Here is a 25529-nt window from a genome sequence, read left to right as displayed (position 1 = left end):
TGCATGGCAATGTCCGCGGCAAACAAAAAAAGCCGCCCGTAGGCGGCAGGGGAGAATAGCTTATTTGGCGCTGTCCTTGGCAAGGGCGGCGTCAATATTTTTTTGCAGGGCGGCAAGGTTTTCTTCCTTGTCAATGCCGCCCAGCAGGGGCTGGCCTACAACATTGCCGTCCCGGTCAAAGACGTAGGTGGTGGGGAAGGCCATGATGTTCAGTGCAAACTTGCCGGCCTCGCTGCCGGAGGCAAAGTAGATGTTGCGGTAGCTTGCGCCCTTTGCAGCCAGCAGCTTTTTGGCGGCTTCGATGCCCTGCTGGCTGCCATCCAGCGTCTCGGTGTTGATGCCGACCACCTCGCCGCCCTGTGCCTTGACCTTTTCATTCAGGGCGTTCAGGTCGTCCAGCTCCTCTACACAGGGCTTGCAGCCGTTGAACCAGAAGTTCACCACCGTAAAGGCGTTGCCCGCAAACAGGCTGTTGTCCACCGGGTTGCCCTCTAAATCGCTGCCCTCAAACTGGGGGAAAGCAGTGCCCTGTGCGGCGGCACTGGAAGCAGCCGCGTCCGCAGGGGCAAGAGCAGCAATTTGTTCCTCAATGGCACGGATCTTTTCTGCATCGGCGGTCAAGGTCTTGTACTCCTCGTCCGAGAACTGATCCTTTGCCTTTTCTACGGCATTGCGCAGAAAATCGCCGTAGTTCGTGCTGAGGGTGGTCTCGGTCACGTTTTTGTCCATGGAAGTGAACACCTTCTCCCAAAGGGCATCGTTTGCGGAAAGGATCTCGTTTTCCTCGGCCAGCAGCTGCTCCTCGGTCTTGCTTTCCGCTGCCGCAGAGGAAGCGGAAGAAGAGGATGCAGAAGATGCAGAGGATGCGCCCTGCCCGCAGGCGGCAAGGCTGAAAGCCAGCACAAGGCTGAGCGAAAGTGCGGTTACACGGTTAAGCTTCATGGTTTTACTCCTTTGTTGCTTCAGTGTTTGATTTGTCTCCCAACCCGAACTTGTACTGGATGGCATCCGTAGGACAGGCTTTCATGCACATCCCGCAGCGGATACATTCGGCGTGGTTGGGGGTCTTGGTAATGTCTACGTCCATCTTGCAGGCCCTTGCACAGGCACCGCAGGAGACGCATTTGTGGGTGTCTACGCGCATCTGGAACAGCGAGACCTTGTTCAGCAGCGCATAGAAAGCGCCCAGCGGGCACAGCCACTTGCAGAAGGGGCGGTAGAACACCACGCTGCCCACAATGACTGCCAGCAGAATGCAGGCTTTCCATGTGAACAGTTTGCCCAGCGAGGCGCGGATGCCCGCATTGGTCAGGGAGAGGGGAATGGCACCTTCCAGCACGCCCTGCGGGCAGAGGTATTTGCAGAAGAACGGGTCGCCCATGCCCAGCTCGTTGACCGCCAGCAATGGCAGCAGCACCACCATGACCAGGAGCACAGCATACTTTAAATAGCGCAGCGGCTTCAGCTTCTTGGTGGAAAGCTTGGGGGAGGGAATCTTGTGCAAAAGCTCTTGAAACCACCCGAACGGGCAGAGGAAACCGCAGATGAACCGCCCCAGCAGCACCCCGAAGAGAATCAGGATGCCGGTGATGTAGTAGGAAAAGCGGAATTTGGAGGAGCCTATCACCGCTTGAAACGCTCCCACCGGGCAGGCACCGGCAGCGCCCGGGCAGGAATAGCAGTTCAGCCCCGGTACGCAGACGTATTTGCCACTGCCCTGATACAGTGTCCCTTTGGCAAAGTTGGGCAGGTGGAGGTTGGTTAAAAGGGTCGCCCCGGCCTGTATAAAGCCCCGGAAGCGAGCAAGGGGATTTAATTTTTTCTTATCCAATGCCTACACACTCCATACACAGCCGGATGGCCTTTGAAAATACGGTGTCTGCCTCGCCCCGCCACACGCCGAACAGCAGCATCAGCACCCCGGCGGCAAGCAAAAGCAGCTGCGCCTGTTTTTTTGTCATGAACATCATAGCCTCCTGTTGTTTGATGGCACCAGTATACACCATGCGGGATAAAATTTCTGCTAAGAAAATCTTAACACGAATCTTAACACCGTCTGCTATAATCTGTTATAATGAAAAAAACGCAATTTTTATGGGAAGGGTGGAACACAAGATGCGTCTTTTGGTGGTAGAGGACGAGCACTCCCTGCGGGAGGACATTGCCCGGAAGCTGCGGCTGTCCGGGTACGAGGTGGATGCCTGTGCAGATGGCGAAGCCGCGCTGGAAGCACTGGCGGCAGAGCGGTACGACCTTGTACTGCTGGACCTCAACCTGCCCAAGGTGGACGGGATGCAGGTGCTGCGCAGCTTACGGCAGCACGACCTTGAGACCTGTGTGCTGATCTTATCGGCGCGCAGCGAGATCGCGGATAAGGTGGAGGGACTGGATGCCGGAGCGAACGATTATCTTTCCAAGCCTTTCCACCTTGCAGAGCTGGAAGCCCGGGTGCGCAGCCTGACCCGGCGCAAGTTCATCCAGCAGGACGTCTGCCTGTGCTGCGGGCGGCTGAGCTTCAACACCCGCAGCCGCGTTGCCACGGTGGATAGCCAGACCCTTGCGCTGACGCGGAAGGAGAGCGGCGTACTGGAATATTTGCTGCTGCATCAGGGACGCCCGGTCAGTCAGGAAGAGCTGATTGAGCACGTCTGGGACGGCAGCGTGGACAGCTTCAGCAACTCCATCCGGGTACATATCTCTGCCCTGCGCAAAAAGCTGCGGGCGGCGCTGGGCTACGACCCCATCCGCAACCGCATCGGGGAAGGCTACGAGATCGGAGGCGAGGCACAATGAAGCGTTTATCCCTGCAATGGCGCATCACCCTGCTGACGGCGCTGCTCATCGCCTGCGCCTGCGTGTGCATGAATCTGCTTTTGTATCGCACCGGCGTTACCGGCATGGATGCCCTCAACGGCTTTATGATGCAGTATCAGCCCGGCAGTGCGGATTCGTTGACCATCGAGATCCCGCAGGAGGAAATGTCCAGCCTGCTGGCGCATTTTTCACAGGAAGTCTACGATGCAAAGGTGGTTTTTGGCCGCAAGGGCTGGTGTATCACTGCCGTGGTCACCATCCTCAGCGCAGCCATCGCTTATTTTGTCAGCGGCAGAGCGCTGAAGCCTTTGCAGCAGCTTGCGCAGCAGGCGCAGCGGGTCGATCAGGACAGCATCGCCACCGTCCGTCTGGACGAAGATACCGTGCAGGAATTCGGGCAGCTGAGCCGGTCGGTGAACCGGATGCTGGATGGCTTGGCGCAATCCTTTGAATTGCAGCGGCAGTTTGCGGGCAACGCCGCCCACGAGCTGCGCACTCCATTGGCCATTTTGCAGACAAAGCTGGAACTGTTTGCAGAGGAGCACCCGGCCATGGACGCCGAGACCGCCGGGCTGGTCAGCTCCCTGCGGGAGCAGCTGGACCGTCTGACTGCCCTTGTGCGCACTTTGCTGGAAATGAGCAATCTGCAATCGGTCTCCCGCACCGACCACATTGCCCTTGCGCCGCTGGTGGAGGAGATTTTGACCGACCTGACCCCGCTTGCCCAGAAAAACAACATCTCCTTGCAGCAGGACTGCGCGGAGCTTGGCATGGTGGGCAGCGATGCACTGATCTACCGGCTGGTGTTCAATCTGGTGGAAAACGGTATCAAGTATAACCGCCCCGGCGGTGCGGTGCGCGTTACCCTGCGGCAGGAAAAGCAGGCCGCCGTGCTGCGCGTTGCGGATACCGGCCCGGGCATCCCTGCGGACTGCCGGGACAGCATCTTCCAGCCCTTTTTCCGGGTGGATAAGTCCCGCAGCCGGGAAATGGGCGGCGTGGGGCTTGGCCTTGCCCTTGTGCGGGAAATCGCCGTGCTGCACGGCGGCAGCGTGACCGTGGAGAGCAGCAGCGAAAACGGCACTACCTTTGCCGTCACCCTGCCGCTGGCACAGCCCTGTTGAAACCGGGCGGACTGGGGCTTTATTTTTGGCATACGGGAGAGTATACTGGAAGCAGAAGCCCCCGGAAAATAAGAAGGACAAAGGAGATACTGAAAATGCAGGCAACCATTCACAACGAATTCCTGACCCTGACCGTGGACACCCACGGTGCAGAGGCCGTCAGCCTGAAGAACACCGCAGGCGAAGAGCTGCTCTGGCAGGCTGACCCTGCCATCTGGAAGCGCCACGCACCCATCCTGTTCCCGTGGACGGGCAAGCTGGTGGACGGCAGCTTTACCGCCAAAGGCAAAACATGGAAGGGCGGTCAGCACGGCTTTGCCCGGGATCTGGAGCATACCCTGCTGCGGGCAGAAGGGGACACCATCCAGCTGGAGCTGCGGGCAGACGATGCTATCAAGGCAGAGCGCTTCCCCTATGACTTTGTGCTCACCAGCACCTTCCGTCTGGAGGGCAAGACCGTGCACCATACTTTGCAGGTAACGAACCCCGGCACGGAGGAGCTGCGCTTCGGCATCGGCTTCCACCCGGCGTTCAATGTGCCGTTCGATGCCAAGCACACCACCACCGACTACGAGTTCCGTTTTGACCGGCCGGAAAGCCCGGTCATCCTCGATGCCCGCCCCAACGGCCTGTTGAGCGGTAAGAGCTATTACCAGTGGAAGAACCAGCAGGCCATCCCGCTGACCGATGATCTGTTTGCCAACGACAGCTTCTGCATGGCAGGCCTGCGCACTGGCACCATCGGCATCTGCGAAAAGGACACCGGCCGCAATATCACCTGCCGGGTGGAGGGCTACCCCTATTCGCTCATCTGGTCAGCTCCCGCAAAGCCGGTGCGCTTTGTGTGCATTGAGCCGTGGCACAGCCTGCCCGCCGCTGCCACCGACCCGCAGGACTGGGAGCAGCGCGCCGCAGCCGCCTGCCTTGCCCCCGGCGAAAGCTGGCAGACCACCCTTAGCACCACCTTTGACCGGTAAGAAAAAAGCACGCAGAAACGAAACGGCGTGCTCTTGACAGAAACCTCAAAAGTGTGTATATTGTAAATAGAAAAGGCACTGCGACAAGCAATCAGCCCTTTTGATGAACCGTCTTAAAAACTAAGAACCGTCACCGGTCAGGGTGACGGTTCTTTTTTGCTGAGAGTGCCACAGCAGAGAATGTGCAGGTTGTCAGCAATAGGGCAGCTGTTTCCCTCTGTGACCCCTCCTGTAAAAAGGGGACAGCGGAACGCCAGCAGGCGTTTCGCTGTCCCGAACTATAAAATATTCTTTCCGCTGAAGATGGCCAAAGCGCACGCGGCGGCCATTTCAGATCGTCCCGCGCAAAGGCTCAGAGAAGCGATTGCTTAGTAAGCAACGCCCCAGTAGACCATGGCCTTGGCGGGCTTGCCGCAGCAGGGGCACACATCGCTGAGCTGTTCCTGCTCAAAGGGCATGCAACGGCTGGAAAGTCCAGCCTCTTCCTTCATCTTCATCTCGCAGGCCAGATCGCCGCACCACATGGTCTTAATGTAGCCGGTGTTAGCCTTGGCCAGCTCCTTCACCTCGTCCATGGTGGTGGCAGCCCAGGTGCGCTTTTCGCGGTTTTCCAGCGCACGCTGGTACAGATCCTTGCGCAGAGCCTCCAGCTGGGCGGGGATGGCGGTCTCCAGCTCGTCCAAGCTTACAAAGACCTTCTCACGGGTGTCGCGGCGCACCAGAACGCACTGGTTCTTTTCCAGATCCTTGGGGCCGATCTCAAGGCGCAGGGGCACGCCCTTCATCTCCCACTGGGCAAACTTCCAGCCGGGGGCGTTGTCGCTGTCGTCCAGCTTCACGCGGGCGTACTTGCTGATCTTCTCGGCCAGCTCGGCAGCCTTTTCGGAAACGCCGGGCTTGTGGGCGGCAATGGGCACCACCACCACCTGAATGGGGGCAATGGCCGGGGGCAGGATCAGGCCGTCGTCATCGCCGTGGGTCATGATGATGGCACCCACCAGACGGGTGGAAACGCCCCAGCTGGTCTGGAACGGATGATGCAGCTGGTTGTCGCGGCCGGTAAAGGTGACATCGTAAGCCTTGCTGAACTTATCGCCAAAGTAGTGGCTGGTGCCGCTCTGCAGTGCCTTGCCGTCCTTCATCATGGCTTCGATGGTGTAGGTGGCCTCGGCACCGGCAAACTTTTCCTTGTCGGTTTTGCGGCCCTTCACCACGGGGATCGCCAGATCCTGCTCGCAGGTGTCTGCATAGCAGTTCAGCTGCTGCTGGGTCTCAGCCTCGGCCTCGGCAGCGGTCTCGTGGATGGTGTGACCCTCCTGCCACCAGAACTCGCGGCTGCGCAGGAAGGGACGGGTGGTCTTTTCCCAGCGCACTACGCTGCACCACTGGTTGTACTTCATGGGAAGCTCGCGGTAGCTGTGCAGCACGCGGGACCAGTGGTCGCAGAACATGGTCTCGCTGGTGGGACGCACTGCCAGACGCTCTTCCAGCTTGTCGGAGCCGCCCATCGTGACCCACGCCACCTCCGGCGCGAAGCCATTGACAAGCTCGCCTTCCTTCTGCAGCAGGCTCTCCGGGATCAGCACCGGCATAGCCACATTCTCATGGCCGGTAGCCTTGAACCGGGTGTCCAGATCCTTCTGGATCAGCTCCCAGATGGCCTGACCATAGGGGCGCAGGATGATAAAGCCCTTCACACTGGAATACTCCACCAGCTCTGCCTTCACGCAGATATCGGTGTACCACTGTGCAAAGTTTTCTTCCTGACTGGTGATCGCCTGCACGAGCTTCTTGTTGTCTTTTGCCATTTTGTTTTATCCTCCCAAGGCCGTGCGCCAAACGCTGTGCGTTCCGCACGAACCATAATAAAGCCCCGCCTGCCTGCACGGCCGTGTGCCGCACTGCAAAGGCGGGGCTTTTGCCTAAAAGAATCAGTTCTGCGCGTGGCTGTCCACAAAGTTTACCACATCGCCTACGGTGCGCAGGGACTCGATGGCGTCGTCCGGCACCTCGATGCCAAACTCGTCCTCCAGCGTCATCACCATATCTACGATATCCAGACTGTCAGCCTCGAAATCGCTCATGATATCGCTTTCCAGCGTGATCTTTGCCGGGTCAACGTCCAGCTGCTCAGCCAGCAATGCACGGATTTTCTCAAAAGTATCCATTCCTGTGGTCTCCTTTTTGCAGTTGTATTGCATACGCGTACAGCCCGCCGTGCCCCGGAAAAACTTCCGGTATCCGGCACGGCCTTGCCTGCTGTACAAAGCGCTCTCTTTTTTTATATCCCATGCAGTGCGTATTGTCAAGCCCTGTTTTGCAGCAACTGAAGAAAATTGTCTGAAAGCTGCTTTTTCCCTTGACATCTCGTGCCGGTTTTTTTATCATTATAAAGTAATGAGTTTACGGGGACTGACCGGTCCCTTTTATAAGGAGCGATAAGCATGAAGCTTTCATTCACCAAAATGCAGGGCTGCGCCAACGATTATATCTATCTGGACTGCCGCACCTCCGGCGTGCCGGAGGATATCGCGGCGCTTTCACAGCGGCTGTCCCGGCGGCACTTTTCCATCGGGGCGGACGGCATTATCTGCATCTGCGCACCGGTCACAGCCGGGGCAGACGCCATGATGCGCATCTTTAATGCGGATGGCAGCGAGGGCAAGATGTGCGGCAACGGCATCCGCTGCGTGGCCGAGTGGTTGTACACCCACGGCACGGCAAAGCCGAAGCTTGCCATCGACACCCTGAGCGGCTTAAAGACCGTTGCACGCATGGGCGAAGGTCTGTGGCAGGTAGAGATGGGCACCTACACCGCCATGGCAGCGGCGCTGCCCGCCGTGAACATGGGCGAAGGACCGCTGGTAGACCTACCCCTGCAGGTGGAAGAGAACCTGTGGCGGGTGACCTGTATCAGCGTGGGCAATCCCCATTGTGTGACCATTGTGCCGGATGTGGACAGCCTGAAGCTGGAGCAGATCGGCCCGGGCTTTGAGCACCACGAAAACTTCCCGGAGCGCATCAACACCGAGTTTGTGCAGGTGGTGGACGCCACCCACCTGAAAATGCGTGTGTGGGAGCGCGGCAGCGGCGAGACATGGGCCTGCGGCACCGGCACCTGTGCCACTGTGGCAGCCCTGACCGAGCTGGGCATCTGCCCCGCCGGGGAGGATGTCCATGTGCAGCTGCGCGGCGGCGAGCTGACCATCCGGGTGCTGCCCGGCAAGCAGCTGTTGATGACCGGCGCTGCCGAGACCGTGTGCGAGGGCACGACCGAAGTGTAAATAAGAACCCTCTCAGTCGCCTGACGGCGACAGCTCTCCCGAAGGGCGAGCTTTTCTGCATCAAGAGGAAAAGTTTCCCTTCAAAATGAAAAGCTCCCCCCTCGGGGGAGCTGGCATCGAGCGGATGCGAGATGACTGAGAGGGTTCCACAATATAGAAGCGAGGGAAAGTATCATGAAGATGAACAAGCATTACAACGAGCTGAAGGCCAGCTACCTGTTCGTGGACATTGCCCACAAGGTGGCTGCATATCAGGAAGCACACCCGGAAAAGGAGATCATCCGTCTGGGCATCGGCGATGTGACCCAGCCGCTGGCGAAGTGCGTGGTGCAGGCTATGCGCGACGCCGCCGAGGAGATGGGCACCAAAGAGGGCTTCCACGGCTACGGCCCGGAGCAGGGCTACCCCTTCCTCAAGCAGGCTATTCAGGGCTACTACGCCAGCCGCGGCACCCAGCTTGCCGAGGACGAGATCTTTATCTCGGACGGCGCAAAGAGCGACCTTGCAAACCTGCTGGGTCTGTTCGATGTGGACAACACCGTGCTGGTACCGGATCCCGTGTATCCCACCTATGTGGACGATAACGTCACCGATGGCCGCAAGATCATTTACAGCCGCACGGGGCAGGAAAATGGCTTCCTCGGGATGCCGGACGAGGACGTGAAGGCAGATATCATCTATATCTGCAGCCCCAACAACCCCACCGGCGCTGCCTACACCCGCGCACAGCTGAAGGCATGGGTGGATTACGCCCGCAAGAATGATGCTATCATCCTGTACGATGCCGCTTACGAGTGCTTTATCTCGGACGGCGAGCTGGCCCGCAGCATCTTCGAAATCGAGGGTGCACGCGAGTGTGCTGTGGAGATCTGCTCCTTCTCCAAGATCGCAGGCTTTACCGGCACCCGCTGCGGCTACACCGTAGTGCCCAAGGAACTGGAGCGCGAGGGGATGAGCATCAACAAGCTGTGGCTGCGCCGCCAGACCACCAAGTTCAACGGCGTGCCCTATGTGGTGCAGCGCGCCGCTGCCGCCGTGTTCACCGAGAGCGGCATGGCCGAGATCCAGTCCAATCTGGATTACTACCGCCGCAACGCAAAGGTGATCGCCGATGCACTGGACGAGTGCGGCGTGTGGTACTGCGGCGGCAAGAACAGCCCCTACATCTGGCTGCGCTGCCCCGGCAACATGAAGAGCTGGGAGTTCTTCGACTGGCTGCTGGAAAATTGCGGCGTGGTGGGCACCCCCGGTGTGGGCTTTGGCGAGTGCGGCGAGGGCTACTTCCGCCTGACCGCCTTCGGCGATGCGGAAAAGACCAAGCTTGCCGCCGAGCGCATCAAGACCGCTATTAAAGCACTGTAAAACCTATAAAAATAGCACCCGCTGTCCGTTTTGGGCGGCGGGTGTATTTTTTTTGCGCACCCTCTTGACAAATCCGTATCTACTGTATATACTGTGCATATACAGACGAAACACAAGTGTCAAAGGAGCAGCCGATGGAACTGTTTATCAACAACAAAAGCGGCGCGCCCATCTATGACCAGATCTACAATCAGATCAAGCAGCAGATCATCAGCGGGGCTTTGCAGCCGGACGAAGCTATGCCCTCCATCCGGGGGCTGGCACGGGATCTGCGCATCAGCGTCATTACCACCAAGCGCGCCTACGATGAACTGGAAAAAGAGGGCTTTCTTTACGCAGTACCGGCAAAGGGCTTTTTTGTAGCCCCGAAAAACACCGAGCTGCTGCGGGAAGAAAACCTGAAAAAGATTGAAGAACATCTTACCGAGGCCGTCCGCCTGTCCGCATCCTGCGGGCTGAGCAGGGAAGAACTGCGGGAGATGCTGGAACTGCTATGGGAGGGCTGAATATGAACGCACTGGAACTGCAGGGGCTTACAAAGCACTATAAGGACTTTACCCTTGGGCCGCTGGACCTGACCTTGCCCGGCGGCACCATCTGTGGCCTGATCGGCGAAAACGGGGCGGGCAAAAGCACCACCATCCGGCTGATCCTGGACATGGTGCAGCGGGACGGCGGCACCGTGACCATTCTTGGCAGGGACAGCCGCACCGCTTCTGTCCGTGCCAAGGAGGAGATCGGCGTGGTGCTGGGCAGCGATGGCATTCCGCAGTGCCTGAACGCTGTGGAGGTGGGCAAGGTGATGGCGGGCATCTACCGCAACTGGGACGCTGGTGACTACACGGCGTTTTGCCGGAAATTTGACCTGCCGCCGGACAAAAAGTATAAGGATTACTCCGCTGGAATGCAGAGGAAGCTGTGCATTGCGGTGGCGCTTTCCCACCACGCAAAGCTGCTGCTGCTGGATGAAGCCACCAATGGGCTGGACCCGGTGGTGCGGGATGAAGTGGTGGATATCCTGCTGGATTTTGCCCGGGATGAAGAACGCTCCATCCTCATTTCCTCCCACATTGTCAGCGACCTGGAAAAGCTGTGCGATACCATTGCATTCCTGCACAAGGGCAGGCTGCTGCTGTGCGAAGAAAAAGATGCTTTGCGGGAAGAATATGCCTTGTGGCACGGCACGGCGGCGCAGCTGGCGGCACTGGATGTACGGGTGTACGGCAAGCGGGTCACCCCCTACGGGGCAGAGGCGCTTGTGCGCCGGGACGCAATGCCCGCCGGAGCAGAGCTTGCCCCGGTAAGCATTGAGGAATTGTTTGTGTTGATGGTGAAAGGGGAGGATGTGCAATGAAGGGTCTGCTATTAAAGGATGCCTATCAGATGTGGAGCTACACCAGATGGATCATTCTGGCATCGGTAGCCATGATCTTGATGGGAACGTTTTTCATGAAGGAAGGCTCTAATTTCTTTATGCTGTACGGCGGGCTTTTGCTGGGGCTGTCGCCAATGTCCTTACTGGCTTACGACCAGAGCAGCCGGTTCAGCGTTTGCAGTGCCGCCCTGCCGGTGACAAAAGAGCAGCTGGTGGGCGGCAAATACCTCATTGGTCTGTGCGGTATGGCGCTGGCGGAGCTGCTGAGTATGGCGGCGCTGGCAGCAGCACAGCTGCTCTGGGGTACAGTGACGGTGAAGCTCACCGTGGCGACTCTGCTTCAGGTGGCGATGCTGACCCTGCTGGGCAACATCATCCTGCTGCCGTTGACCTACCGCTTTGGCTACGAGAAGGCAAAATATGTGTATTATCTTTGCATTGGTATGCTGGGAGCCTTGATGGGCATTACGGTGTCCTCCGGTGGGATTCTGCTGAACAGCATCCTACCCGCCCATGGCTCTGCGCTGGTGGGAGTGGTCGTGCTGGCGGCGGCGCTGGCGCTGTATGCTGCCTCGTGGCGGCTGTCCGTTGCATGGTACGGAAAGGCAGAGCAGTAAAATGAAGAAAAGTCAGCTCGCGGGCATCCTGTTCGGCGTTGCCATGGGCGTTTTGTTCAGCGTGTCGCTGGGAACAGTCGGTTTTGCGCTGGGCGCCAGCTTTGCAAGTCTGGGCATGGTGATGTTCAAAGGGCTGGATGACCCACAGGATAAAGATAAAAAGTAATAAAAAAGCAAGTGCACCACCTTTTCAAAAGCCAACGCTTTTGATGAAGATGTGGTGCACTTGCTTTTTGTTTTTTATTCTGCGCTGTAAGCGCTGCCCATGATCCACGGGTTACTTGCGGAATATTTTGCGTGGTTGCGCAGGTAGGTGACCCATGCACCGTAGCCGTTGCCGGCCGAAAGGTGTACGCCGTCCGGTGCGGCAATCATCTCCTTCAGGTTGCCCTCGCCGTCAGCCAGCGCCTCCCACAGGTCCAGATAAACGCAGCCCTTGCTGGCGGCCAGCTGTGCCAGCTGCTCGTTCACGCCGCGCAGCACGTCCGAGGCAAGCCCCGGCTTCTTTTCCGCTGCCGCAGGCCGTACCGGCGGGATGGACTGCACATAAATAATGCAGTCCTCGCCCAGCGTCTGGCGCAGCTCGTCCAGCATCTGGCCGTAGTAGGCCAGAAAACGGTCGGCGGCGCCCAAGGTGGTCAAGGTGTTGGTGCCCAGCAGGATATACAGCTTTTTGGGCTGCGCCGCTGCCAGCACATCCAGCGCTATCTCCTGCCCGCGGGTGGGGCTCTTGACGGCGGCGCGGTTGACGATGGCGTCCGGCCCCACACCCGTATAGCCGCAGATGAGCGCGCCGCTCAGATTGATCTGATAGTCCGAGAAGCCCACCGTCAGGCTGTCGCCCAGAAAGGCGGCGTCCGAAAAATAGCTCAGGTCTACCTGACCGCAGGCCGGCTGCCGGATGACGCTGGCGTCGTAAGCCTTAATGGTATAGGCACCGTCGGTCTGCCGGGCAGGGCCGAAGCTTTCCAGCTGTACCGCCTGCGCCGTGCCGCTGCTATCGGCTGCACCCTCGCTGCCGCTGCCGGAAGCCGCCTCGCCCTGCATGGGCAGCGGTGCCAGAATGTTCTGTGCAATGCCGCCTGCGCCGGTCTGCGGGGTGCTGTCCTCTTCAACGGTTCCTTTTTCCAAGATAGCGGTCACCGCATAGGCGACCAGCAGGATGGCCACAATGACCCCCACCAGCCGCAGCTTGCCGCCGATGCCCCCGCGTGTGCGCCGCCGGGGTGCCGAATGATACTCGTGTGAAATGCCCATATTCTCTGTCCAGCTTTCTGCATTTATCCCAACAGGCAGGTGCTTCTGCCCGGTAATTTTGGAGTGCGCACCCATTTTATCATATTTTTTTTGCCTGTGCAACCAATTGGGTCTTGCATACAACAGGCAAAACGGGTACAATAGAATTGCAGCTTATTTTGCACATTTTACAAAAAGCAAATACACAAGCTGCAAATATTTTTGTGTCAGTTGCGGCAGATGGCTGTTTTGCCGTCCCGGTCCGTTGGCAGTGCAGGGCCGACAGACCACTTTACCGGACGGTGCGGAAAGCCGTTTGCCCGGCAGCGGACACATTTTATATGATCTGAAGGAGGTTTCCATGGCCAAGAATATCATCATTGGTCAGAGCGGCGGCCCTACCGCCGTGATCAACTCCAGCCTTGCGGGCGTATACAAAGCCGCCCGCAGTCTGGGTGCAGACAAGGTGTACGGCATGAAGTACGGCATCGAGGGTCTGCTCAAGGAAGAGCTGCTGGAGCTCAACGTCCTGCTGGACGACCGCATGAGCATCGAGCTGCTCAAGCGTACTCCGTCCAGCTATCTGGGCAGCTGCCGCTTCAAGCTGCCCGACCCGGACACCGATGCCACCCCGTTCGTCAAGCTGTTCACCCTGTTTGACAAGTACGACATCTGTGCCGTGTTCTACATCGGCGGCAACGACTCGATGGATACCATCGCAAAACTGTCCCGCTATGGGCAGCAGGTGGGCAGCAATGTGCGGTTTATCGGTGTGCCCAAGACTATCGACAACGACCTGTGCCTCACCGACCACACCCCCGGCTACGGTTCTGCCGCAAAGTACATTGCTACCATCTTAAAGGAAGTCATCCGCGACTCCTCGGTGTATAACATCCGCAGCGTGACGGTGGCCGAGATCATGGGCCGTCACGCAGGCTGGCTGGCCGGTGCGGCCTGTCTGGCGGGCGGCGAGGACTGCGAAGGCCCCGACCTGATCCTGCTGCCAGAAGTGCCCTTTGATCAGGACAAGTTCCTTGCCCGGGTGGACGAGCTGCAGCGGGTAAAGTCCAACGTTATCATCGCAGCCAGCGAGGGCGTAAAGACCGCAGACGGTACTTACCTGTGCGATCTGGTGTCCACCGCCGGCCAGCTGGACGCTTTTGGCCACAAGGCCATCCTCAGCGGCACCAGCCGTTACCTTTCGGAGCTCATCCACGACAAGCTGCAGTGCAAGAGCCGTGCCATCGAGTTCTCCACCCTGCAGCGCTGCGCCAGCCATTTGGCCAGCCGCACGGATGTGAACGAGGCCTACGCCGTTGGCGGTGCCGCCGCCGCTGCTGCCTTTGCAGGCGAGAGCGGCCGCATGATCGCCCTCAAGCGGGTCTCCAACTACCCGTACCAGTGCATCACCGAGTCTGTGGATGTGCAGCAGGTGGCAAATCTGGAAAAGAAGGTTCCGCTGGAATGGATCACTCCGGACGGGATGCAGGTGACCGAAGCTTTTGAGGAGTACGCCCGTCCGCTGATTTTGGATGAGGTGACCCCCGTGTATGTGAACGGTACCCCCCGCCACATCCGTCTGTGATCTGCCTTTCCCTTCCGCGTCTGTTTTCGTGCGACTGCACGTTTTTATAGCCGAAACAGAAAAAACAAAAAAGGAGAAATCATCATGGGAAAAAATGCAATCGTCGGTCAGTCCGGCGGCCCCACCTCTGTCATCAATGCCAGTCTGGCGGGTGTCTTTGAAAGCTGCAAGAACCGCGGCGCAGACATCGTGTACGGTATGTGCAACGGTGTTGCCGGTCTGCTGGAGGAGCGGGTGGTGGATCTTTCCACCCTGCTGACCGATGACTTGGACATCGAGCTGCTCAAGCGCACCCCGTCCAGCTTTCTGGGCAGCTGCCGCTATAAGCTTCCCGACTGGCGGGATGACGAGGCGGTGTACAAAAAGCTGTTCGCCATTCTGGAAAAGCTGAACATCGGTTACTTCTTCTATATCGGCGGCAACGACTCCATGGACACCATCGGCAAGTTGGCTGACTATGGCCAGCGCGTTGGCAGTGACATTCGCTTTATGGGTGTGCCCAAGACCATCGACAACGACCTGATGGTCACCGACCACACCCCCGGCTACGGCTCTGCCGCCAAGTACATTGGCGTTGTGATGAAAGAGATCATCCGCGATGCCACCGTGTACGGCACCAAGTACGTTACCGTGGTGGAGATCATGGGCCGCAATGCCGGCTGGCTGACCGCTGCCGCCGCACTGGCCAAGAGCGATGATTGCGAGGGCGTGGACATGATCTGCCTGCCCGAGGTTCCCTTCAACGTGGAGCGCTTTGTGGAAAAGGTGCGTGTGATGCAGGAAAAGAAGCCCAGCATCGTCATTGCCGTTTCCGAGGGCGTAAAGCTGGAGGATGGCCGCTATGTCTGTGAGCTGGCGGACGACGTGCACGCCGTGGATGCTTTCGGTCACAAGGCGCTGACCGGTACCGCACGGTATCTGGCCAATGTGGTGGCCCGCAATCTGGACACCAAGACCCGCTGCATCGAGCTTTCCACCCTGCAGCGCTGCGCCGGTCACCTGACCAGCCGCACCGACATCACCGAGGCCTATCAGGTGGGTGGTGCTGCCGCCAAGGCAGCCTTTGAGGGTGTTACCGGCCAGATGGTTGCCCTGAAGCGCATCTCCAACAATCCTTACCAGTGCACCACCGAGCTGCATCCCATCAGCGAGGTCGCCAACCTGGAAAAGAAGGTTCCCCTGAGCTGGATGAACAACAACCATACCCAGATGACCGAGGACTTCTTAGACTACGCCCGTCCGCTGATTCAGGCCGAGCTGACCCCGCTGTACATCGCCGGTCTGCCGCACCACATCTACATGAAGAACCAGAAGTGATTTTCTCCTGACCTGTTTTTGTCAGGCTGAAAAGCCCTCCCGCCCGGACGCTGTAAAGCGCACCCGAGCGGGAGGGCTTTTGTGATCTCTGCCTTTATTTCTTCTTTTTTTGCGCCCAGCCCAAATTATGGGTTGACAAATTGCGCTTTCAGTGGTAACATATACAGGCAGTCCAAACGACTGCAAAAATGAATATGGGCGTGTTCCCGAGTGGCCAATGGGGACAGACTGTAAATCTGCTGCTTTCAGCTTCGGTGGTTCGAATCCACCCGCGCCCACCAAACAAGAAAAATCCGAACCTGTTTCCGATTGGAGAAGGGTTCGGATTTTTCGTTTTCTTCGGGTACAACAATGAAGGCTCCCGTGGACGGCGCAAAACTCTGATGCCTTGTCATAGACCGTAAGCCGATAACGAGAATTGGAGGATGCGATTATGAAGTACGATGAAAGAGCCTGCAAGTTTAACATGGATACCGGGTGTGTGGAGTTGACTCTCCAAGATGGGAGAAAAATTTCCATCGGCTGCACCGGGGTCGAGGATGCACTGAATGTGACTATGGCACAGCAGACGGAATTGGACTACCTTATCTACAATGACCCGCTGAGCTATGCCGATTTGATTCTGAACGGTGACCCAGAGGAATATTTGAAAAATGCAGCCGGGAGCCATGGGTTAGAAGATTAAGGGCAAAAAAATAAGAGGTGTGCCCAACTGGACACACCTCGGTGAGATACATCTATATAAGGCAGGGCGTTCCCTTTACTGGGAGCGTCCTGCTGTTTTTATGCTGCAACAGGCAAGGCTTGTAGAACTTCCTGCTCTTTCAGCCATTCCTCATATTCACGCTGGCCTTCCTCGCTGTTGAAAAACTCAACCATGGAGGGATAAAAGCAACGCGCAAGGGTCTTGATTGCTTCATCCGGGTAGCCGGATTTGTTCGACTTCTTCTTTTTGTTCAAATGGTATCCTCCGAAAATCAAAGTTCCATATCTTGCCCACGCCTGCGGTTTCGCTGCTGCACATTCATGGTGAGCTCCTGCTTGGGGGCAAGAATCTTTTCCAGAAAGCCACGCACCAGTTCGGGCGCACGGTGGAGAGCATCCAGATAGGGTTTCACCTCGTACCACAGGTCGTGGTACTTGTTGCTCCAACGAACGGCCTCCTTCTTGGCGGTGGAAAGTTCTTCTTTCAAGCGGCGGTTCTCCACGTCCATCATATAGCCGTGGTCGGCTTGCTTTTTCAGCTTGGAAAATTCTTCTTCGGTCAGCGAGTAGTTACCGAGAAAGGTGCGCTTGCCGATATAATCCAGATCGCGCGCATGAATGAGGGCTTCTTTCGTGAGCGTGGCCTTTTTCTGCACAGCGGCAAGTTCATTCTCCTTTTTGGAGAGGGTCTGACTGGTTTTGGCAAGCGACTGCGCCTTTTGGTCGGCTTGGGCGGTCAGGCTGTCCAGACGTTCCTGCTCCCGCTGGACTTTGAACTGGGTGACGGTCAGGTGTTCTTCGGTGCTGCCGCGCTCACCGCGCTCTACATCCGTGTACCCGGCGTTGCGCATATAGTGGAAGAAATCGTCTTGCAGGACACTGTACGACTTCTTCAGGACTGGCTTGCCGCTCTTTTGCAGGACAGGCTTTCCGGCATCGTCCAGCATGGGCTTGGAAGCCCACTTCTTGCTTCGGCTGACCTGCATGACGGTCTCCTTGACTGTGCCGACCAGTGCCTTGTCCTTGCAGCGTTTCGACCAGAGGATCTGCTTTTCCACCACAGGCACATAGACCACATGGAGATGGTAGTGGTAGACCTCCCGGCCCAGTGCTTCGGTCATGGCGTGGTTGATCTCATCCGCGTGCATGACTGCCGAGAGGATATACTGCTCACCACCCACGATCTGAAAGGCTGCTTTGTAGGCATCCTCATAGAACTGCTTGGCGAACTCGTAGCCGCCGTGGTTGTCAAAGTAGGCCGAGTTGACATCAAAGACAAGTTCACAGTAGTGGGTAGCATCCGGCTTCAGGCCGCGCGTGGAGATGGTTTCGGCGGCTTCCAGTTGGGCGAATAGGTCGGTGTAGCTGGCGGTTGGCTTTTTGAAGTGGATGTTCCATGCAGTGCGCTGGGGGATGATGTCGGGGTTCCGGTAGCTGTCCTTTTCGCGCTCGTTGTGCTGCTGGGTGTTGCCAACGGCTTTGTCTGAAACGGCGAGATTTCGGACACTGGTGCGGTCAATGCCATCATTTCTTGCCAAAGGGCATCCCTCCTTTCAAGGTTCGTCGAGAGGTGACGGGGAACGGAGATGCACTTCTGCGGAAGTGTAATAACCCACTATGACACTTTCATCCCTATGGGCTGCAAAGTGTAGTGGGTTCTTCGAGGACTCTCCGAGGGAGAACGTCTCCTGCGGGAGAGTTAATCGAGTTCACGTTTGCGAAGCAATGAAAGCCCCAGTGGGGCTTTTAAGTGACCGAACGGTCTTGCGCCAGCAAGATGGAGGGGCCTCGCCCCGACAAGTTCGCACAATGCGAACTTGATTGCTCCGTACGCATCTGAAAAAATTGCGTACGGACTTCAAATAACCTGTACGGTCTGTACGGCGTACGGAAATCTAAAATAAAAACGATAACACGTTTTAATTTGCTTCGATTCGCCGTACGGGTGCGTACAAGTACAGACCGTACAGGTTGTGCGAACTTCTTCCGTGAAAAAATGCACTTTTTACGGACAGGGGTGGACAAGCGGCTCAATGCCCACGAAACCCCGCACCCTGCGGCCACCGGGCAGGGCGATGTTATGTACTGCACCAGAGACCCCAAAGTGGGAACTCTGGTGTTTTTGCTTCATGCCTGAATATACGGGAAATTTTGCAGGAAAGGCGAAAAAGCGGCAGAACTGCAACGGAAAAAGAAAAATGCCCTTACTGGTTGCAGGGCTGCAACAGCAAGGGTGGAGAGGTAACCGTATATTGAACAAAACGGCAGAGCGTATTATAATGAGGAAAAAGCTCAAAAAGGAGGGCCGATCACATGGCACAGGAATATCTGCCTGCACCGTCCAACGTCCGTCTTGCGGACTTGATGAAAGAGCACAACATCAGCCAACCGGAGCTTGCCAAGGAAATCGGCTGCTCTAAAAGCACTATCAGCCGTTTTATCAGTGGCGCAAAAGGAACCCTGACCCATGAGCAGGTGCTGAAAATTGCAAGGCTGTTCAACGTGTCCACGGATTTTCTGCTGGGAGAAACCAACATCCCCGACCGCAAAAATTACGACATTGCCGAACTGGGCTTGTCCGTAGAAGCTGCAAAGAACCTCTACACAGGACGTGTCAATACAGAGGTGGTCAACCTGCTGCTGGAAAACGCTCGCTTTGCAGAGCTTACTTCCGCATAGCGCAGTATTTTGATGATACCTTTGCTTCCGGCATCGCAGCACAGAACGCCATACTCACGACATTGAGCACCCTGCTGCGCACAAGGGTCAAGACCCCGGAGGCAGCCAAAGCTGCAAAGGACATCAGCCTTCGGAGAAAGCCGGTGTATCAAGGTGATCTTGATGACATTGAAATGTACTTCATGGCGGCGGTCAAGGAAATCAAAAAGGGTATCGGGAGCCATTACGCCGAACAGGAAGCCATGAGCAAGAAAGTGGCAGAGAAGATGTTCACCGAATTGACTAAAGGGCAGGATGTGCAGCACCCAACGATTACGGCAGAGCAGTTGACAGATGCAATGTTGGACAGCGTTTCGGGCATGGAAGGAGCTACGCCGGAAGCGCTGGAACAGCTGCGGAACGGTCTGCTGGGAATCTTGCAGTCTGCCGCAGAGCAGGAAAACGCCCATGAAGCAGACGAATGAACGGCTTTGTGCGCTGGCGCAGAAAGGCGATGCTGCCGCGCTGGACAGCCTGATTGACAACAACAAGTCCTTTATTGGCAAGGCGGCAAATGACCTTTTCCGCAGCATGAATCTGGCACAGTCCGGCCTGAACCTTGACACGGACGATTTGAAACAGGCAGGGAATATGGGCTTGTGGAAGGCCGTGCCAAAGTTCGATGCAGCGCGCGGCATGAAGTTCTTGACCTATGCGGCTCCTGCCATTCATAATGCCATGATGGACATGGTGCGGGATGCCTTTACTGCTTTTGAGCAGCGGATGGTGACGGAGGATAAGGACGGTATCTGCTACCAGCGCGTTTCGCTGGACGATGTTCTGCCGGGAGAAGAGCAGTTGCGGCGCATCGAAGCCATAGCCGACCCCTACGCCATGCAGCCGCAGACCATTATGGAAGAGCAGGAATCGCGCCGGGAACTGTACGATGGTCTGAAACGGCTGACCCAGCGCGAACAGACCTATCTGTTGTATCGCTATGGCTTCACCGATGGCGAGGAGCATCCGCTGATCGGCACGGCGATATACTTTCACCTGACAAAAGGCCGCGCCAAAAAGACCGAGGAACAGGCTATGGATAACCTGTGGCTGGAATTGCCGTGGTGGTTTATCTGAGTGAAAAGAAAAATCGTGATTGTGCTACAAGTTTTCTGGAAATTTATGTGCAGCTATACGATTTTGAGAAATTTTGTAGACGGATGAAACAAAATAGGATTAAATCTAAGTATCTAAGGAACGTTGATTTCACGAAGCTGCTGATTACCGACTGTAGGATTTGAGGAGGATGCCGTTTTATGAAAATTACACGAGATAAAATGTTTTTTTCAAAAGATCTTATTCATACACTGGCATATGTCGGAATGTTCGTGGCGGCAATTATATCGGTTGGAGCGTGTAAGTCTGGTATTTGGGTGGCTGCGATATTAGCATGGATTGTAGCAGGTATAATTATCGGATTGGCGATTATTTCCGACTATAAAAAGGCAGAACTTTTGAAAAATGGAACAAGAATCATCGGAAAGGTTACAGCAACAAAACGAGTACATATAAAATTTCATATGAGTACCTACCACCTTGCCGATGAAGATGTAATCTATCCATATGTGGTACATTATCAGTATAAAGTTAAAGGTGAAACCTATAATGGAAAGTCGCAGTGGTTTTGGTTCAATCCATGTATTCCGAAAGGGGCACCAATAAAAATTCTAGTAGACCCAAAGAATCCGGCCCGAAGTACAGTTCTCAAACCAGAAAGCTAAAGATGGCTTTCAATCGAGGTAAAACAAAAAGTTTATCCTTATAGCGTGTTTATTTAAAAGAAGATTGCGATTGTGCTACAAATTTCCAGGAAGTTTATGTGCATCTATACGATTTTGAAAAATTTTGTGGACAAACGAAATAAATCAGGCTTAAATTTCGTTATCTAAACAAAAAAGCAAGGCGGGAAGGTTTGATGATTTGTAAAAAATGAGGGCATAAAAATAAAGTAGGCGTTTGATATTTCCAGCAATGTGGGCAGTAGTGAAAGAAGGTATAGACAATGAAGAAAACTTTATATACATTTTTGGTTTGGAATTTTCTGTTGTTTGTAGCTGGTTTAAGTGATATTGTTTTTTATAGAAATCTTACATCGGTAGAAGGTATGACAATAAGCTGGACCCAGCCAGCGCTTGTAAGTATTACTTCATTTTTAATATTGCTTTCAATATATTATGGGATGCACCAGCTCCTTTTCGGGAAAAATTTTTATTTGAAACTGGAAATCAAGCAGGAAGACATAGATAAATTGCGAAATTCAATTTATGATTTTCTGAAAAAAGGCGAAATTGACCCCGAAAAATTGCAGCAACACTTGAAGTGTTTGATAATTGCTGAAGTTGTTTTGTGGGGTGGATTCATCGTTTACTTATTTATATCAAAGGGCTACTAATTTTCAATTCTAATAATGGGGTAAAGTGGTACGAATGAAAAAGATACAGAACTTTTTCTCGACGATTTTGCAAAAGCTGTGGAAAAGTCCGATAAAGGCGAAGGAAAACATGGAAGGAGGAAACAATATGAAAAAGAGGGCTACAATAGTTCTTGGCCTTGTGCTGATACTTACATTGGTTGGCTGCGGAAATAATGCTCAAAGTTCAGATGCGCACAATGCAGAATACGAAGAAGGCTATGCCGCTGGTTACGAGGCAGGGTATAATGACGGGAAACAGCAAATGACCGAAAGCCAAAAGCATTTTGCACAGTTTTCGGGTTCTTTTACGGCTACTGTTGAGCAACTCCTGCCCGATTACTATGCGCTGCCGGGAAAAACGGTTGCAGTTGTTCACTTCTTTCAGGACAGACCATTTTTGCTTCATTTCCAGAAAGACTTAACTGGTGAACTTATTGAAGGAACAGCTTATGTGTTTGAGTTTGAGACTTTTGAAGTTGAACTTCCAGACGATGAAGAAAATCCAAATATTTCAGATTATATGTATTCAATAAATGTTACCAATTATAGAGTTGCAGAAGATGACGAACTCGGATTGGAAGGCAAAATGCCAACTGTCGAAATAGTATCGAAGTAAGCAGCCAAGCTGTTTTATAATGAAACGCAAAGATGGCAGTACACATTGGAATAGGATTCAAAAGCCGTATGAAGAACACAGCATCAAAAAAGAAAACTTGTCTCGGATTTTTGCTGATCGTATTTTTAGCATATGTGGTGTGCTATCTTCTTTCTCAAACAGTGTTTCATGAAGTCTACTTGTTTGAATGGACAGCAGCCCATTATTATTTGTGTTTATGGGTTGCATCTGTTACTTTCTGTTTTCTGGAAATGTATAGAGCAGCTCTTATCACAACAGCTGGAAACTGGACAGGAATTTTGATCGGACAAGTGTTGGGCGATTTTATTATCAAAATAAACGCCACAAAAATCACGCCGGATATGTATATAGGAAAAGTATGGCAGCTCAAGGCACACTACGGAGTTTTGATTTGGCTGCTCGTTTTCCTACTTTCGTTTATTATCGGAATGCTTGTTGAAAAGAAAAATCATTGTTAAAATGCGTAGTTAATAATAGACAGCCCTCTATTTGCAACGACTGCAAGTAGAGGGCTGTCGGTTTTATCTGTATATTCCAATTAAAGGTCAATCCTCTAAATCTGCCATGGTCACAGCTGAGTGAGAGATAATGCTCAATCTCACCACCCAGCACAAACTGGGCGTACTCCAAAGATTTATTCTAACGAATGAATATTCTGCGTTTTAAACAATTTAACGACGAATATATTGTGTAATACAGAGAATTTCAATTGCGACTTCGCACTCGATTGACTTGTAATGCAAAAAGCATTACAATAAATCCGAGGTGATAACTATGGAAAAATCGATGATGCTGAACGTCCGGGTCAGCCCCAGCGTCAAACAGCAAGCCGAAGATGTGCTGAAGCAGCTGGGTATCCCGATGGCAACGGCTATTGATATGTACCTGCGTCAAATCACTCTGACCGGTGGCATTCCGTTCTCGCTGTCCCTGCCGAAGGCTCCGGCTGCGCTGAACGCTGACACCATGACCGATGATCAGCTTCATGCAGCCTTGCAGGTGGGCATCAAAGAGATTCAAAACGGTGATACTGTTGATGCGGAAAGCGCATTCGCACAGTTCAGGGAACAGCACAGATGAAGCAGTATGACGTAAAAATTTCCCATACAGCCCTCAGCGACATGGAGCAGATTTACAGCTATATTGCTGACCGTCTGCTGGAGCCTGACACGGCTATGGGGCAGTATAATCGTATTGCAGAAGCCATCCAGTCGCTGGACATCCTGCCGGAACGATGTGCGCTGGTGGAAAGTGAGCCGGAGCGCACCCAAGGGCTGCGGCAGATGCTGGTGGACAACTACTCGGTGTTCTACATTGTGGGCGAGGATGCCGTGTCGGTGGCTCGTGTGCTGTACAGTGCATCCGACCTTGTGCGCCGCCTGCGGAGAATGAAGTGAAAGGGGTGTTCGCATGACCGCCGTGATCTATGCTCGCTATTCCAGCGATAACCAGCGTGAGGAATCCATCGAAGGCCAGATTCGTGAATGTACGGCTTATGCCGAAAAGAACGGCATCACCGTGGTCAAGCACTACATTGACCGCGCCCTTTCTGCCAAAACCGACAACCGCCCGGATTTCCAGCAGATGATCAAGGACAGCGAGAAACGGTTGTTTGACATTGTGCTGGTCTGGAAACTTGACCGTTTTGCCCGAAACCGTTATGATTCGGCCCACTATGAGTACCAGTTGGAACGAAATCATGTCAAGCTGGTATCTGCCACGGAGCCTATCTCTGACAGCCCTGCGGGTATCATGGTCAAGAGTATGCTCACCGGCATGGCTGAATACTACTCGGCAGAACTTTCTGAAAAAGTTGTGCGCGGCATGACCGAGAATGTTCTGAAGGGCAAGTACAACGGCGGCACGATTCCCATTGGGTTTAAGGTGGATGAGGAGAAGTTCTTTCAAGTCGACCCGCTGAAAGCTCCCTTTGTGGTAGAAGCCTTCCAGCGGTACAACGATGGTGCGACCATGAAGGAGCTGATGAACTGGCTGAACGACAGCGGTGTGACTACCAACCGCAACCAGAAGTTCACCTACAACAGTGTTCAGACGCTGTTGACGAACAAACGGTACATCGGAGAAAACCACTTCAAGGACATTGTGATGCCCGACAGTATCCCGGCCATCGTGGACAAGGACTTGTTTGAAGAAGTGCAGCAAAAAATCAAGAAGAACAGCCGCGCTCCTGCCCGTCACAAGGCCGAGGACGATTACTTGCTCACCACCAAGCTGTTCTGCGGAATGTGCGGCGCGATGATGTTCGGCGAGTGCGGTACGGGTAGAAACAAGATCGTTCATCATTATTATAAGTGCGCCACCGCGAAGCGTTTCAAGACCTGCAAGAAAAAGACCGTCCGTAAAGAGTGGCTGGAAGATTTGGTCATAGCTGAAACCATGAAGCTGATTCAAGACGATGCCGTGATTGATGCCATCGTTGCAGAGGTCATGGAGTTGCAGGAACAGGAAAACACCACACTCCCTTTGCTGGAAAAGCAGATGCGCGAGGTGGAGAACGGCATTGAAAATATGCTGAACGCCATTCAAGCTGGTGTGCTGACCAATTCCACCAAGTCGCGTTTGGAAAAGCTGGAAGCCCAGCAGAAAGAACTTGAGGTTCGGATCGCCGAAGAAAAAATCGCTCGGCCACGGTTAAGCGAAAATCAGGTTCGTTTCTGGCTGACCCGGTTCCGCAAACTCGACCCGAACGTGAAAAGCCACCGTGAGACGCTTATCAATACATTCGTGAATGCTGTTTATCTCTATGATGAAAAAGTTTTGATTGCATTCAACTACAAAGACGGCACAAAAACCATCTCTTTCAATGAAATTGCCGCCAAAGATGCCTCAGAGGGCAATGGTTCGGATTTGGGTTGCTTCGCTCCACCAAGAACTCCGGTATCCAATGGGTACCGGAGTTTCTGTTTTACCTGCCTTGAAAAAGGGGCTGCAAGGGTGGATTCGAACAGCTGCGGCGCTGTCGCAGAAGACAGCGCAAAAACAGCCCAGTGGGCTGTTTTTAGCAGCGCGGCTCGCGCAATCCACACGCGCCCACCAAGGACTCCAGTATCCGAACCGGGTACTGGAGTTTCTGTTTTATCTGCCTTGAAAAGGGGCTGCAAGGGTGGATTCGAACAGCATCGACCCGCCGAATAGTCCGGCGGGGGAAAGCCCCTGTGCAACAGCGACGACCGCTGCCAGCGGCAGAAACAGGGAGGAGCTGTTGGGGCTGCGGCCAGCAGGATGCGCGTGCCGCCCAAGGCACGATGCAGCCGCTGGGAGCCGCGACCCGGGTTCCTTTTCTGCGCGGCTCGCGACATCTGCCCGCACACATATTGCATCTGTCCCTGACCTGTGATACCATACAG

At 54.7% G+C, this 25529-nt stretch carries 31 protein-coding genes and 1 tRNA gene; 23 read left to right on the top strand and 9 right to left on the bottom strand.

What is annotated here, in order from left to right; genetic code table 11:
* Window positions 1-60 precede the first annotated feature (60 nt).
* The 3 genes from MTP43_RS09250 to MTP43_RS09240 are packed head-to-tail and all read right to left on the bottom strand — an operon-like array spanning window position 61 to window position 1967.
* Window positions 61-942 (bottom strand): TlpA family protein disulfide reductase, encoded by an 882-nt coding sequence (locus MTP43_RS09250; protein WP_249234773.1) that lies wholly within the window; start codon window positions 940-942, stop codon window positions 61-63.
* A 4-nt stretch (window positions 943-946) separates the two neighbouring features.
* Window positions 947-1831 (bottom strand): 4Fe-4S binding protein, encoded by an 885-nt coding sequence (locus tag MTP43_RS09245; protein ID WP_249234772.1) that lies wholly within the window; start codon window positions 1829-1831, stop codon window positions 947-949.
* A complete protein-coding gene (locus MTP43_RS09240) occupies window positions 1824-1967 on the bottom strand; it encodes a CD1871A family CXXC motif-containing protein (protein ID WP_333490614.1) in 144 nt (47 codons plus the stop codon). Before MTP43_RS09240 ends, MTP43_RS09245 begins: the two co-directional genes overlap by 8 nt.
* 148 nt (window positions 1968-2115) lie before the next feature.
* Between MTP43_RS09240 and MTP43_RS09235 the strand changes: the two genes are divergently transcribed.
* The 3 genes from MTP43_RS09235 (at window position 2116) to MTP43_RS09225 (ending at window position 4915) form a co-directional block, all read left to right on the top strand.
* The gene (locus tag MTP43_RS09235) at window positions 2116-2793 is read left to right on the top strand and encodes a response regulator transcription factor (RefSeq protein ID WP_044959958.1); all 678 of its coding nucleotides are present in this window, start codon (window positions 2116-2118) and stop codon (window positions 2791-2793) included.
* Entirely contained in the window at window positions 2790-3938 is a 1149-nt protein-coding gene (locus MTP43_RS09230) for a sensor histidine kinase (protein WP_249234771.1), read from the top strand. The genes MTP43_RS09235 and MTP43_RS09230 overlap by 4 nt, the downstream gene beginning before the upstream one ends.
* A 95-nt stretch (window positions 3939-4033) precedes the next feature.
* Complete coding sequence (locus tag MTP43_RS09225; protein ID WP_249234770.1) at window positions 4034-4915, top strand: aldose 1-epimerase family protein; 882 nt, start codon at window positions 4034-4036, stop codon at window positions 4913-4915.
* A gap of 368 nt (window positions 4916-5283) precedes the next feature.
* On the opposite strand, the gene proS is transcribed toward MTP43_RS09225, so the two are convergent.
* Window positions 5284-6723 carry a proline--tRNA ligase gene (gene proS, locus MTP43_RS09220; RefSeq protein ID WP_249234769.1) on the bottom strand — a complete coding sequence of 480 codons (1440 nt, stop codon included), beginning with the start codon at window positions 6721-6723 and terminating at the stop codon, window positions 5284-5286.
* 123 nt (window positions 6724-6846) lie between these two features.
* The gene (gene acpP, locus MTP43_RS09215; RefSeq protein WP_015537798.1) at window positions 6847-7083 is read right to left on the bottom strand and encodes an acyl carrier protein; all 237 of its coding nucleotides are present in this window, start codon (window positions 7081-7083) and stop codon (window positions 6847-6849) included.
* 276 nt (window positions 7084-7359) lie between these two features.
* Here acpP and dapF point away from each other — a divergent pair, with 276 nt between their 5' ends.
* The 6 genes from dapF to MTP43_RS09185 all read left to right on the top strand — a co-directional run bounded on the left by dapF (window position 7360) and on the right by MTP43_RS09185 (window position 11719).
* Complete coding sequence (dapF, locus tag MTP43_RS09210; RefSeq protein WP_249234768.1) at window positions 7360-8199, top strand: diaminopimelate epimerase; 840 nt, start codon at window positions 7360-7362, stop codon at window positions 8197-8199.
* 174 nt (window positions 8200-8373) lie between these two features.
* On the top strand, window positions 8374-9561 hold the full coding sequence (locus tag MTP43_RS09205) for an LL-diaminopimelate aminotransferase (protein WP_249234767.1): 1188 nt from the start codon (window positions 8374-8376) through the stop codon (window positions 9559-9561).
* 86 nt (window positions 9562-9647) lie between these two features.
* The gene (locus tag MTP43_RS09200) at window positions 9648-10067 is read left to right on the top strand and encodes a GntR family transcriptional regulator (RefSeq protein ID WP_330221012.1); all 420 of its coding nucleotides are present in this window, start codon (window positions 9648-9650) and stop codon (window positions 10065-10067) included.
* Window positions 10068-10069: 2 nt separating this feature from the next.
* Window positions 10070-10915 (top strand): ABC transporter ATP-binding protein, encoded by an 846-nt coding sequence (locus MTP43_RS09195; protein ID WP_249234766.1) that lies wholly within the window; start codon window positions 10070-10072, stop codon window positions 10913-10915.
* Window positions 10912-11553 (top strand): ABC-2 transporter permease, encoded by a 642-nt coding sequence (locus MTP43_RS09190; protein ID WP_097785861.1) that lies wholly within the window; start codon window positions 10912-10914, stop codon window positions 11551-11553. The genes MTP43_RS09195 and MTP43_RS09190 overlap by 4 nt, the downstream gene beginning before the upstream one ends.
* Window position 11554: 1 nt before the next feature.
* On the top strand, window positions 11555-11719 hold the full coding sequence (locus MTP43_RS09185; RefSeq protein ID WP_179860568.1) for a hypothetical protein: 165 nt from the start codon (window positions 11555-11557) through the stop codon (window positions 11717-11719).
* Window positions 11720-11793: 74 nt separating this feature from the next.
* Here the strand turns inward: MTP43_RS09185 and MTP43_RS09180 are convergent, their stop codons facing one another.
* Window positions 11794-12810: a GDSL-type esterase/lipase family protein gene (locus tag MTP43_RS09180; RefSeq protein ID WP_249234765.1), complete on the bottom strand. Its 1017-nt coding sequence runs from the start codon at window positions 12808-12810 to the stop codon at window positions 11794-11796.
* A 340-nt stretch (window positions 12811-13150) separates the two neighbouring features.
* Between MTP43_RS09180 and MTP43_RS09175 the strand changes: the two genes are divergently transcribed.
* The 4 genes from MTP43_RS09175 to MTP43_RS09160 all read left to right on the top strand — a co-directional run bounded on the left by MTP43_RS09175 (window position 13151) and on the right by MTP43_RS09160 (window position 16376).
* Entirely contained in the window at window positions 13151-14374 is a 1224-nt protein-coding gene (locus tag MTP43_RS09175; RefSeq protein WP_044959951.1) for a 6-phosphofructokinase, read from the top strand.
* An 84-nt stretch (window positions 14375-14458) separates the two neighbouring features.
* Entirely contained in the window at window positions 14459-15691 is a 1233-nt protein-coding gene (locus MTP43_RS09170; RefSeq protein ID WP_005922005.1) for a 6-phosphofructokinase, read from the top strand.
* Between the two features lie 196 nt (window positions 15692-15887).
* Window positions 15888-15972: transfer RNA gene (locus tag MTP43_RS09165), tRNA-Tyr, on the top strand.
* Between the two features lie 152 nt (window positions 15973-16124).
* A complete protein-coding gene (locus MTP43_RS09160) occupies window positions 16125-16376 on the top strand; it encodes a DUF6061 family protein (RefSeq protein ID WP_005922003.1) in 252 nt (83 codons plus the stop codon).
* Window positions 16377-16474: 98 nt separating this feature from the next.
* Here MTP43_RS09160 and MTP43_RS09155 read toward each other — a convergent pair whose 3' ends face one another.
* Complete coding sequence (locus MTP43_RS09155; protein ID WP_223389193.1) at window positions 16475-16651, bottom strand: hypothetical protein; 177 nt, start codon at window positions 16649-16651, stop codon at window positions 16475-16477.
* A gap of 17 nt (window positions 16652-16668) precedes the next feature.
* A complete protein-coding gene (locus MTP43_RS09150) occupies window positions 16669-17934 on the bottom strand; it encodes a plasmid recombination protein (protein ID WP_249234764.1) in 1266 nt (421 codons plus the stop codon).
* A gap of 775 nt (window positions 17935-18709) precedes the next feature.
* On the opposite strand from MTP43_RS09150, the gene MTP43_RS09145 reads away from it, so the two are divergent.
* The 7 genes from MTP43_RS09145 (at window position 18710) to MTP43_RS09115 (ending at window position 22619) form a co-directional block, all read left to right on the top strand.
* On the top strand, window positions 18710-19075 hold the full coding sequence (locus MTP43_RS09145; RefSeq protein ID WP_005920708.1) for a helix-turn-helix domain-containing protein: 366 nt from the start codon (window positions 18710-18712) through the stop codon (window positions 19073-19075).
* A 62-nt stretch (window positions 19076-19137) separates the two neighbouring features.
* The gene (locus MTP43_RS09140) at window positions 19138-19539 is read left to right on the top strand and encodes a hypothetical protein (RefSeq protein ID WP_005920706.1); all 402 of its coding nucleotides are present in this window, start codon (window positions 19138-19140) and stop codon (window positions 19537-19539) included.
* Window positions 19523-20188, top strand: a complete 666-nt coding sequence (locus tag MTP43_RS09135) for a sigma-70 family RNA polymerase sigma factor (protein ID WP_005920704.1) — start codon at window positions 19523-19525, stop codon at window positions 20186-20188. Before MTP43_RS09140 ends, MTP43_RS09135 begins: the two co-directional genes overlap by 17 nt.
* 179 nt (window positions 20189-20367) lie before the next feature.
* Complete coding sequence (locus tag MTP43_RS09130; protein ID WP_005929423.1) at window positions 20368-20832, top strand: DUF3592 domain-containing protein; 465 nt, start codon at window positions 20368-20370, stop codon at window positions 20830-20832.
* A 281-nt stretch (window positions 20833-21113) separates the two neighbouring features.
* Entirely contained in the window at window positions 21114-21503 is a 390-nt protein-coding gene (locus tag MTP43_RS09125) for a hypothetical protein (RefSeq protein ID WP_005923150.1), read from the top strand.
* Between the two features lie 34 nt (window positions 21504-21537).
* On the top strand, window positions 21538-22140 hold the full coding sequence (locus MTP43_RS09120) for a hypothetical protein (RefSeq protein WP_005923153.1): 603 nt from the start codon (window positions 21538-21540) through the stop codon (window positions 22138-22140).
* A gap of 32 nt (window positions 22141-22172) precedes the next feature.
* Window positions 22173-22619: a hypothetical protein gene (locus MTP43_RS09115; RefSeq protein WP_112148024.1), complete on the top strand. Its 447-nt coding sequence runs from the start codon at window positions 22173-22175 to the stop codon at window positions 22617-22619.
* Here the strand turns inward: MTP43_RS09115 and MTP43_RS14510 are convergent.
* Window positions 22582-22791, bottom strand: coding sequence for a hypothetical protein (locus tag MTP43_RS14510; protein ID WP_082210850.1), 210 nt, complete (start codon window positions 22789-22791; stop codon window positions 22582-22584). The genes MTP43_RS09115 and MTP43_RS14510 overlap by 38 nt on opposite strands.
* Before the next feature lie 144 nt (window positions 22792-22935).
* Here MTP43_RS14510 and MTP43_RS09105 point away from each other — a divergent pair, with 144 nt between their 5' ends.
* Genes MTP43_RS09105 through MTP43_RS09095 form a run of 3 tightly spaced genes read left to right on the top strand, consistent with a single transcriptional unit; the run spans window position 22936 to window position 25317 of the window.
* Entirely contained in the window at window positions 22936-23241 is a 306-nt protein-coding gene (locus MTP43_RS09105; RefSeq protein ID WP_005923159.1) for a type II toxin-antitoxin system RelB/DinJ family antitoxin, read from the top strand.
* A complete protein-coding gene (locus MTP43_RS09100) occupies window positions 23238-23558 on the top strand; it encodes a type II toxin-antitoxin system RelE/ParE family toxin (RefSeq protein WP_005923163.1) in 321 nt (106 codons plus the stop codon). The genes MTP43_RS09105 and MTP43_RS09100 overlap by 4 nt, the downstream gene beginning before the upstream one ends.
* 13 nt (window positions 23559-23571) lie before the next feature.
* Window positions 23572-25317, top strand: coding sequence for a recombinase family protein (locus tag MTP43_RS09095; protein WP_117527428.1), 1746 nt, complete (start codon window positions 23572-23574; stop codon window positions 25315-25317).
* Window positions 25318-25529 lie beyond the last annotated feature (212 nt).

Origin of the sequence: Faecalibacterium sp. IP-1-18, from assembly GCF_023347355.1 — a bacterium.
GTDB lineage: Bacteria > Bacillota > Clostridia > Oscillospirales > Ruminococcaceae > Faecalibacterium > Faecalibacterium prausnitzii.
The sequence above is the reverse complement of the archived record's forward strand: the minus strand, read 5'-3'. Positions and strand labels throughout refer to the sequence as shown.

Bases quoted from the DNA above. Each gene is read 5' to 3' on its own strand.
- MTP43_RS09095 (WP_117527428.1), top strand. From the start codon at position 23,572: ATGACCGCCGTGATCTATGCTCGCTATTCCAGCGATAACCAGCGTGAG.
- MTP43_RS09125 (WP_005923150.1), top strand. From the start codon at position 21,114: ATGAAGAAAACTTTATATACATTTTTGGTTTGGAATTTTCTGTTGTTT.
- MTP43_RS09240 (WP_333490614.1), bottom strand. From the start codon at position 1,967: ATGTTCATGACAAAAAAACAGGCGCAGCTGCTTTTGCTTGCCGCCGGG.
- MTP43_RS09160 (WP_005922003.1), top strand. From the start codon at position 16,125: ATGAAGTACGATGAAAGAGCCTGCAAGTTTAACATGGATACCGGGTGT.
- acpP (WP_015537798.1), bottom strand. From the start codon at position 7,083: ATGGATACTTTTGAGAAAATCCGTGCATTGCTGGCTGAGCAGCTGGAC.
- MTP43_RS09175 (WP_044959951.1), top strand. From the start codon at position 13,151: ATGGCCAAGAATATCATCATTGGTCAGAGCGGCGGCCCTACCGCCGTG.
- MTP43_RS09180 (WP_249234765.1), bottom strand. From the start codon at position 12,810: ATGGGCATTTCACACGAGTATCATTCGGCACCCCGGCGGCGCACACGC.
- MTP43_RS09230 (WP_249234771.1), top strand. From the start codon at position 2,790: ATGAAGCGTTTATCCCTGCAATGGCGCATCACCCTGCTGACGGCGCTG.
- dapF (WP_249234768.1), top strand. From the start codon at position 7,360: ATGAAGCTTTCATTCACCAAAATGCAGGGCTGCGCCAACGATTATATC.
- MTP43_RS09115 (WP_112148024.1), top strand. From the start codon at position 22,173: ATGGCAGTACACATTGGAATAGGATTCAAAAGCCGTATGAAGAACACA.
- MTP43_RS09145 (WP_005920708.1), top strand. From the start codon at position 18,710: ATGGCACAGGAATATCTGCCTGCACCGTCCAACGTCCGTCTTGCGGAC.
- MTP43_RS09185 (WP_179860568.1), top strand. From the start codon at position 11,555: ATGAAGAAAAGTCAGCTCGCGGGCATCCTGTTCGGCGTTGCCATGGGC.
- MTP43_RS09130 (WP_005929423.1), top strand. From the start codon at position 20,368: ATGAAAATTACACGAGATAAAATGTTTTTTTCAAAAGATCTTATTCAT.
- MTP43_RS09120 (WP_005923153.1), top strand. From the start codon at position 21,538: ATGAAAAAGATACAGAACTTTTTCTCGACGATTTTGCAAAAGCTGTGG.
- MTP43_RS09205 (WP_249234767.1), top strand. From the start codon at position 8,374: ATGAAGATGAACAAGCATTACAACGAGCTGAAGGCCAGCTACCTGTTC.
- MTP43_RS09105 (WP_005923159.1), top strand. From the start codon at position 22,936: ATGGAAAAATCGATGATGCTGAACGTCCGGGTCAGCCCCAGCGTCAAA.
- MTP43_RS09195 (WP_249234766.1), top strand. From the start codon at position 10,070: ATGAACGCACTGGAACTGCAGGGGCTTACAAAGCACTATAAGGACTTT.
- MTP43_RS09135 (WP_005920704.1), top strand. From the start codon at position 19,523: ATGAAGCAGACGAATGAACGGCTTTGTGCGCTGGCGCAGAAAGGCGAT.
- MTP43_RS09250 (WP_249234773.1), bottom strand. From the start codon at position 942: ATGAAGCTTAACCGTGTAACCGCACTTTCGCTCAGCCTTGTGCTGGCT.
- MTP43_RS09100 (WP_005923163.1), top strand. From the start codon at position 23,238: ATGAAGCAGTATGACGTAAAAATTTCCCATACAGCCCTCAGCGACATG.
- MTP43_RS09170 (WP_005922005.1), top strand. From the start codon at position 14,459: ATGGGAAAAAATGCAATCGTCGGTCAGTCCGGCGGCCCCACCTCTGTC.
- MTP43_RS09235 (WP_044959958.1), top strand. From the start codon at position 2,116: ATGCGTCTTTTGGTGGTAGAGGACGAGCACTCCCTGCGGGAGGACATT.
- proS (WP_249234769.1), bottom strand. From the start codon at position 6,723: ATGGCAAAAGACAACAAGAAGCTCGTGCAGGCGATCACCAGTCAGGAA.
- MTP43_RS09225 (WP_249234770.1), top strand. From the start codon at position 4,034: ATGCAGGCAACCATTCACAACGAATTCCTGACCCTGACCGTGGACACC.
- MTP43_RS09190 (WP_097785861.1), top strand. From the start codon at position 10,912: ATGAAGGGTCTGCTATTAAAGGATGCCTATCAGATGTGGAGCTACACC.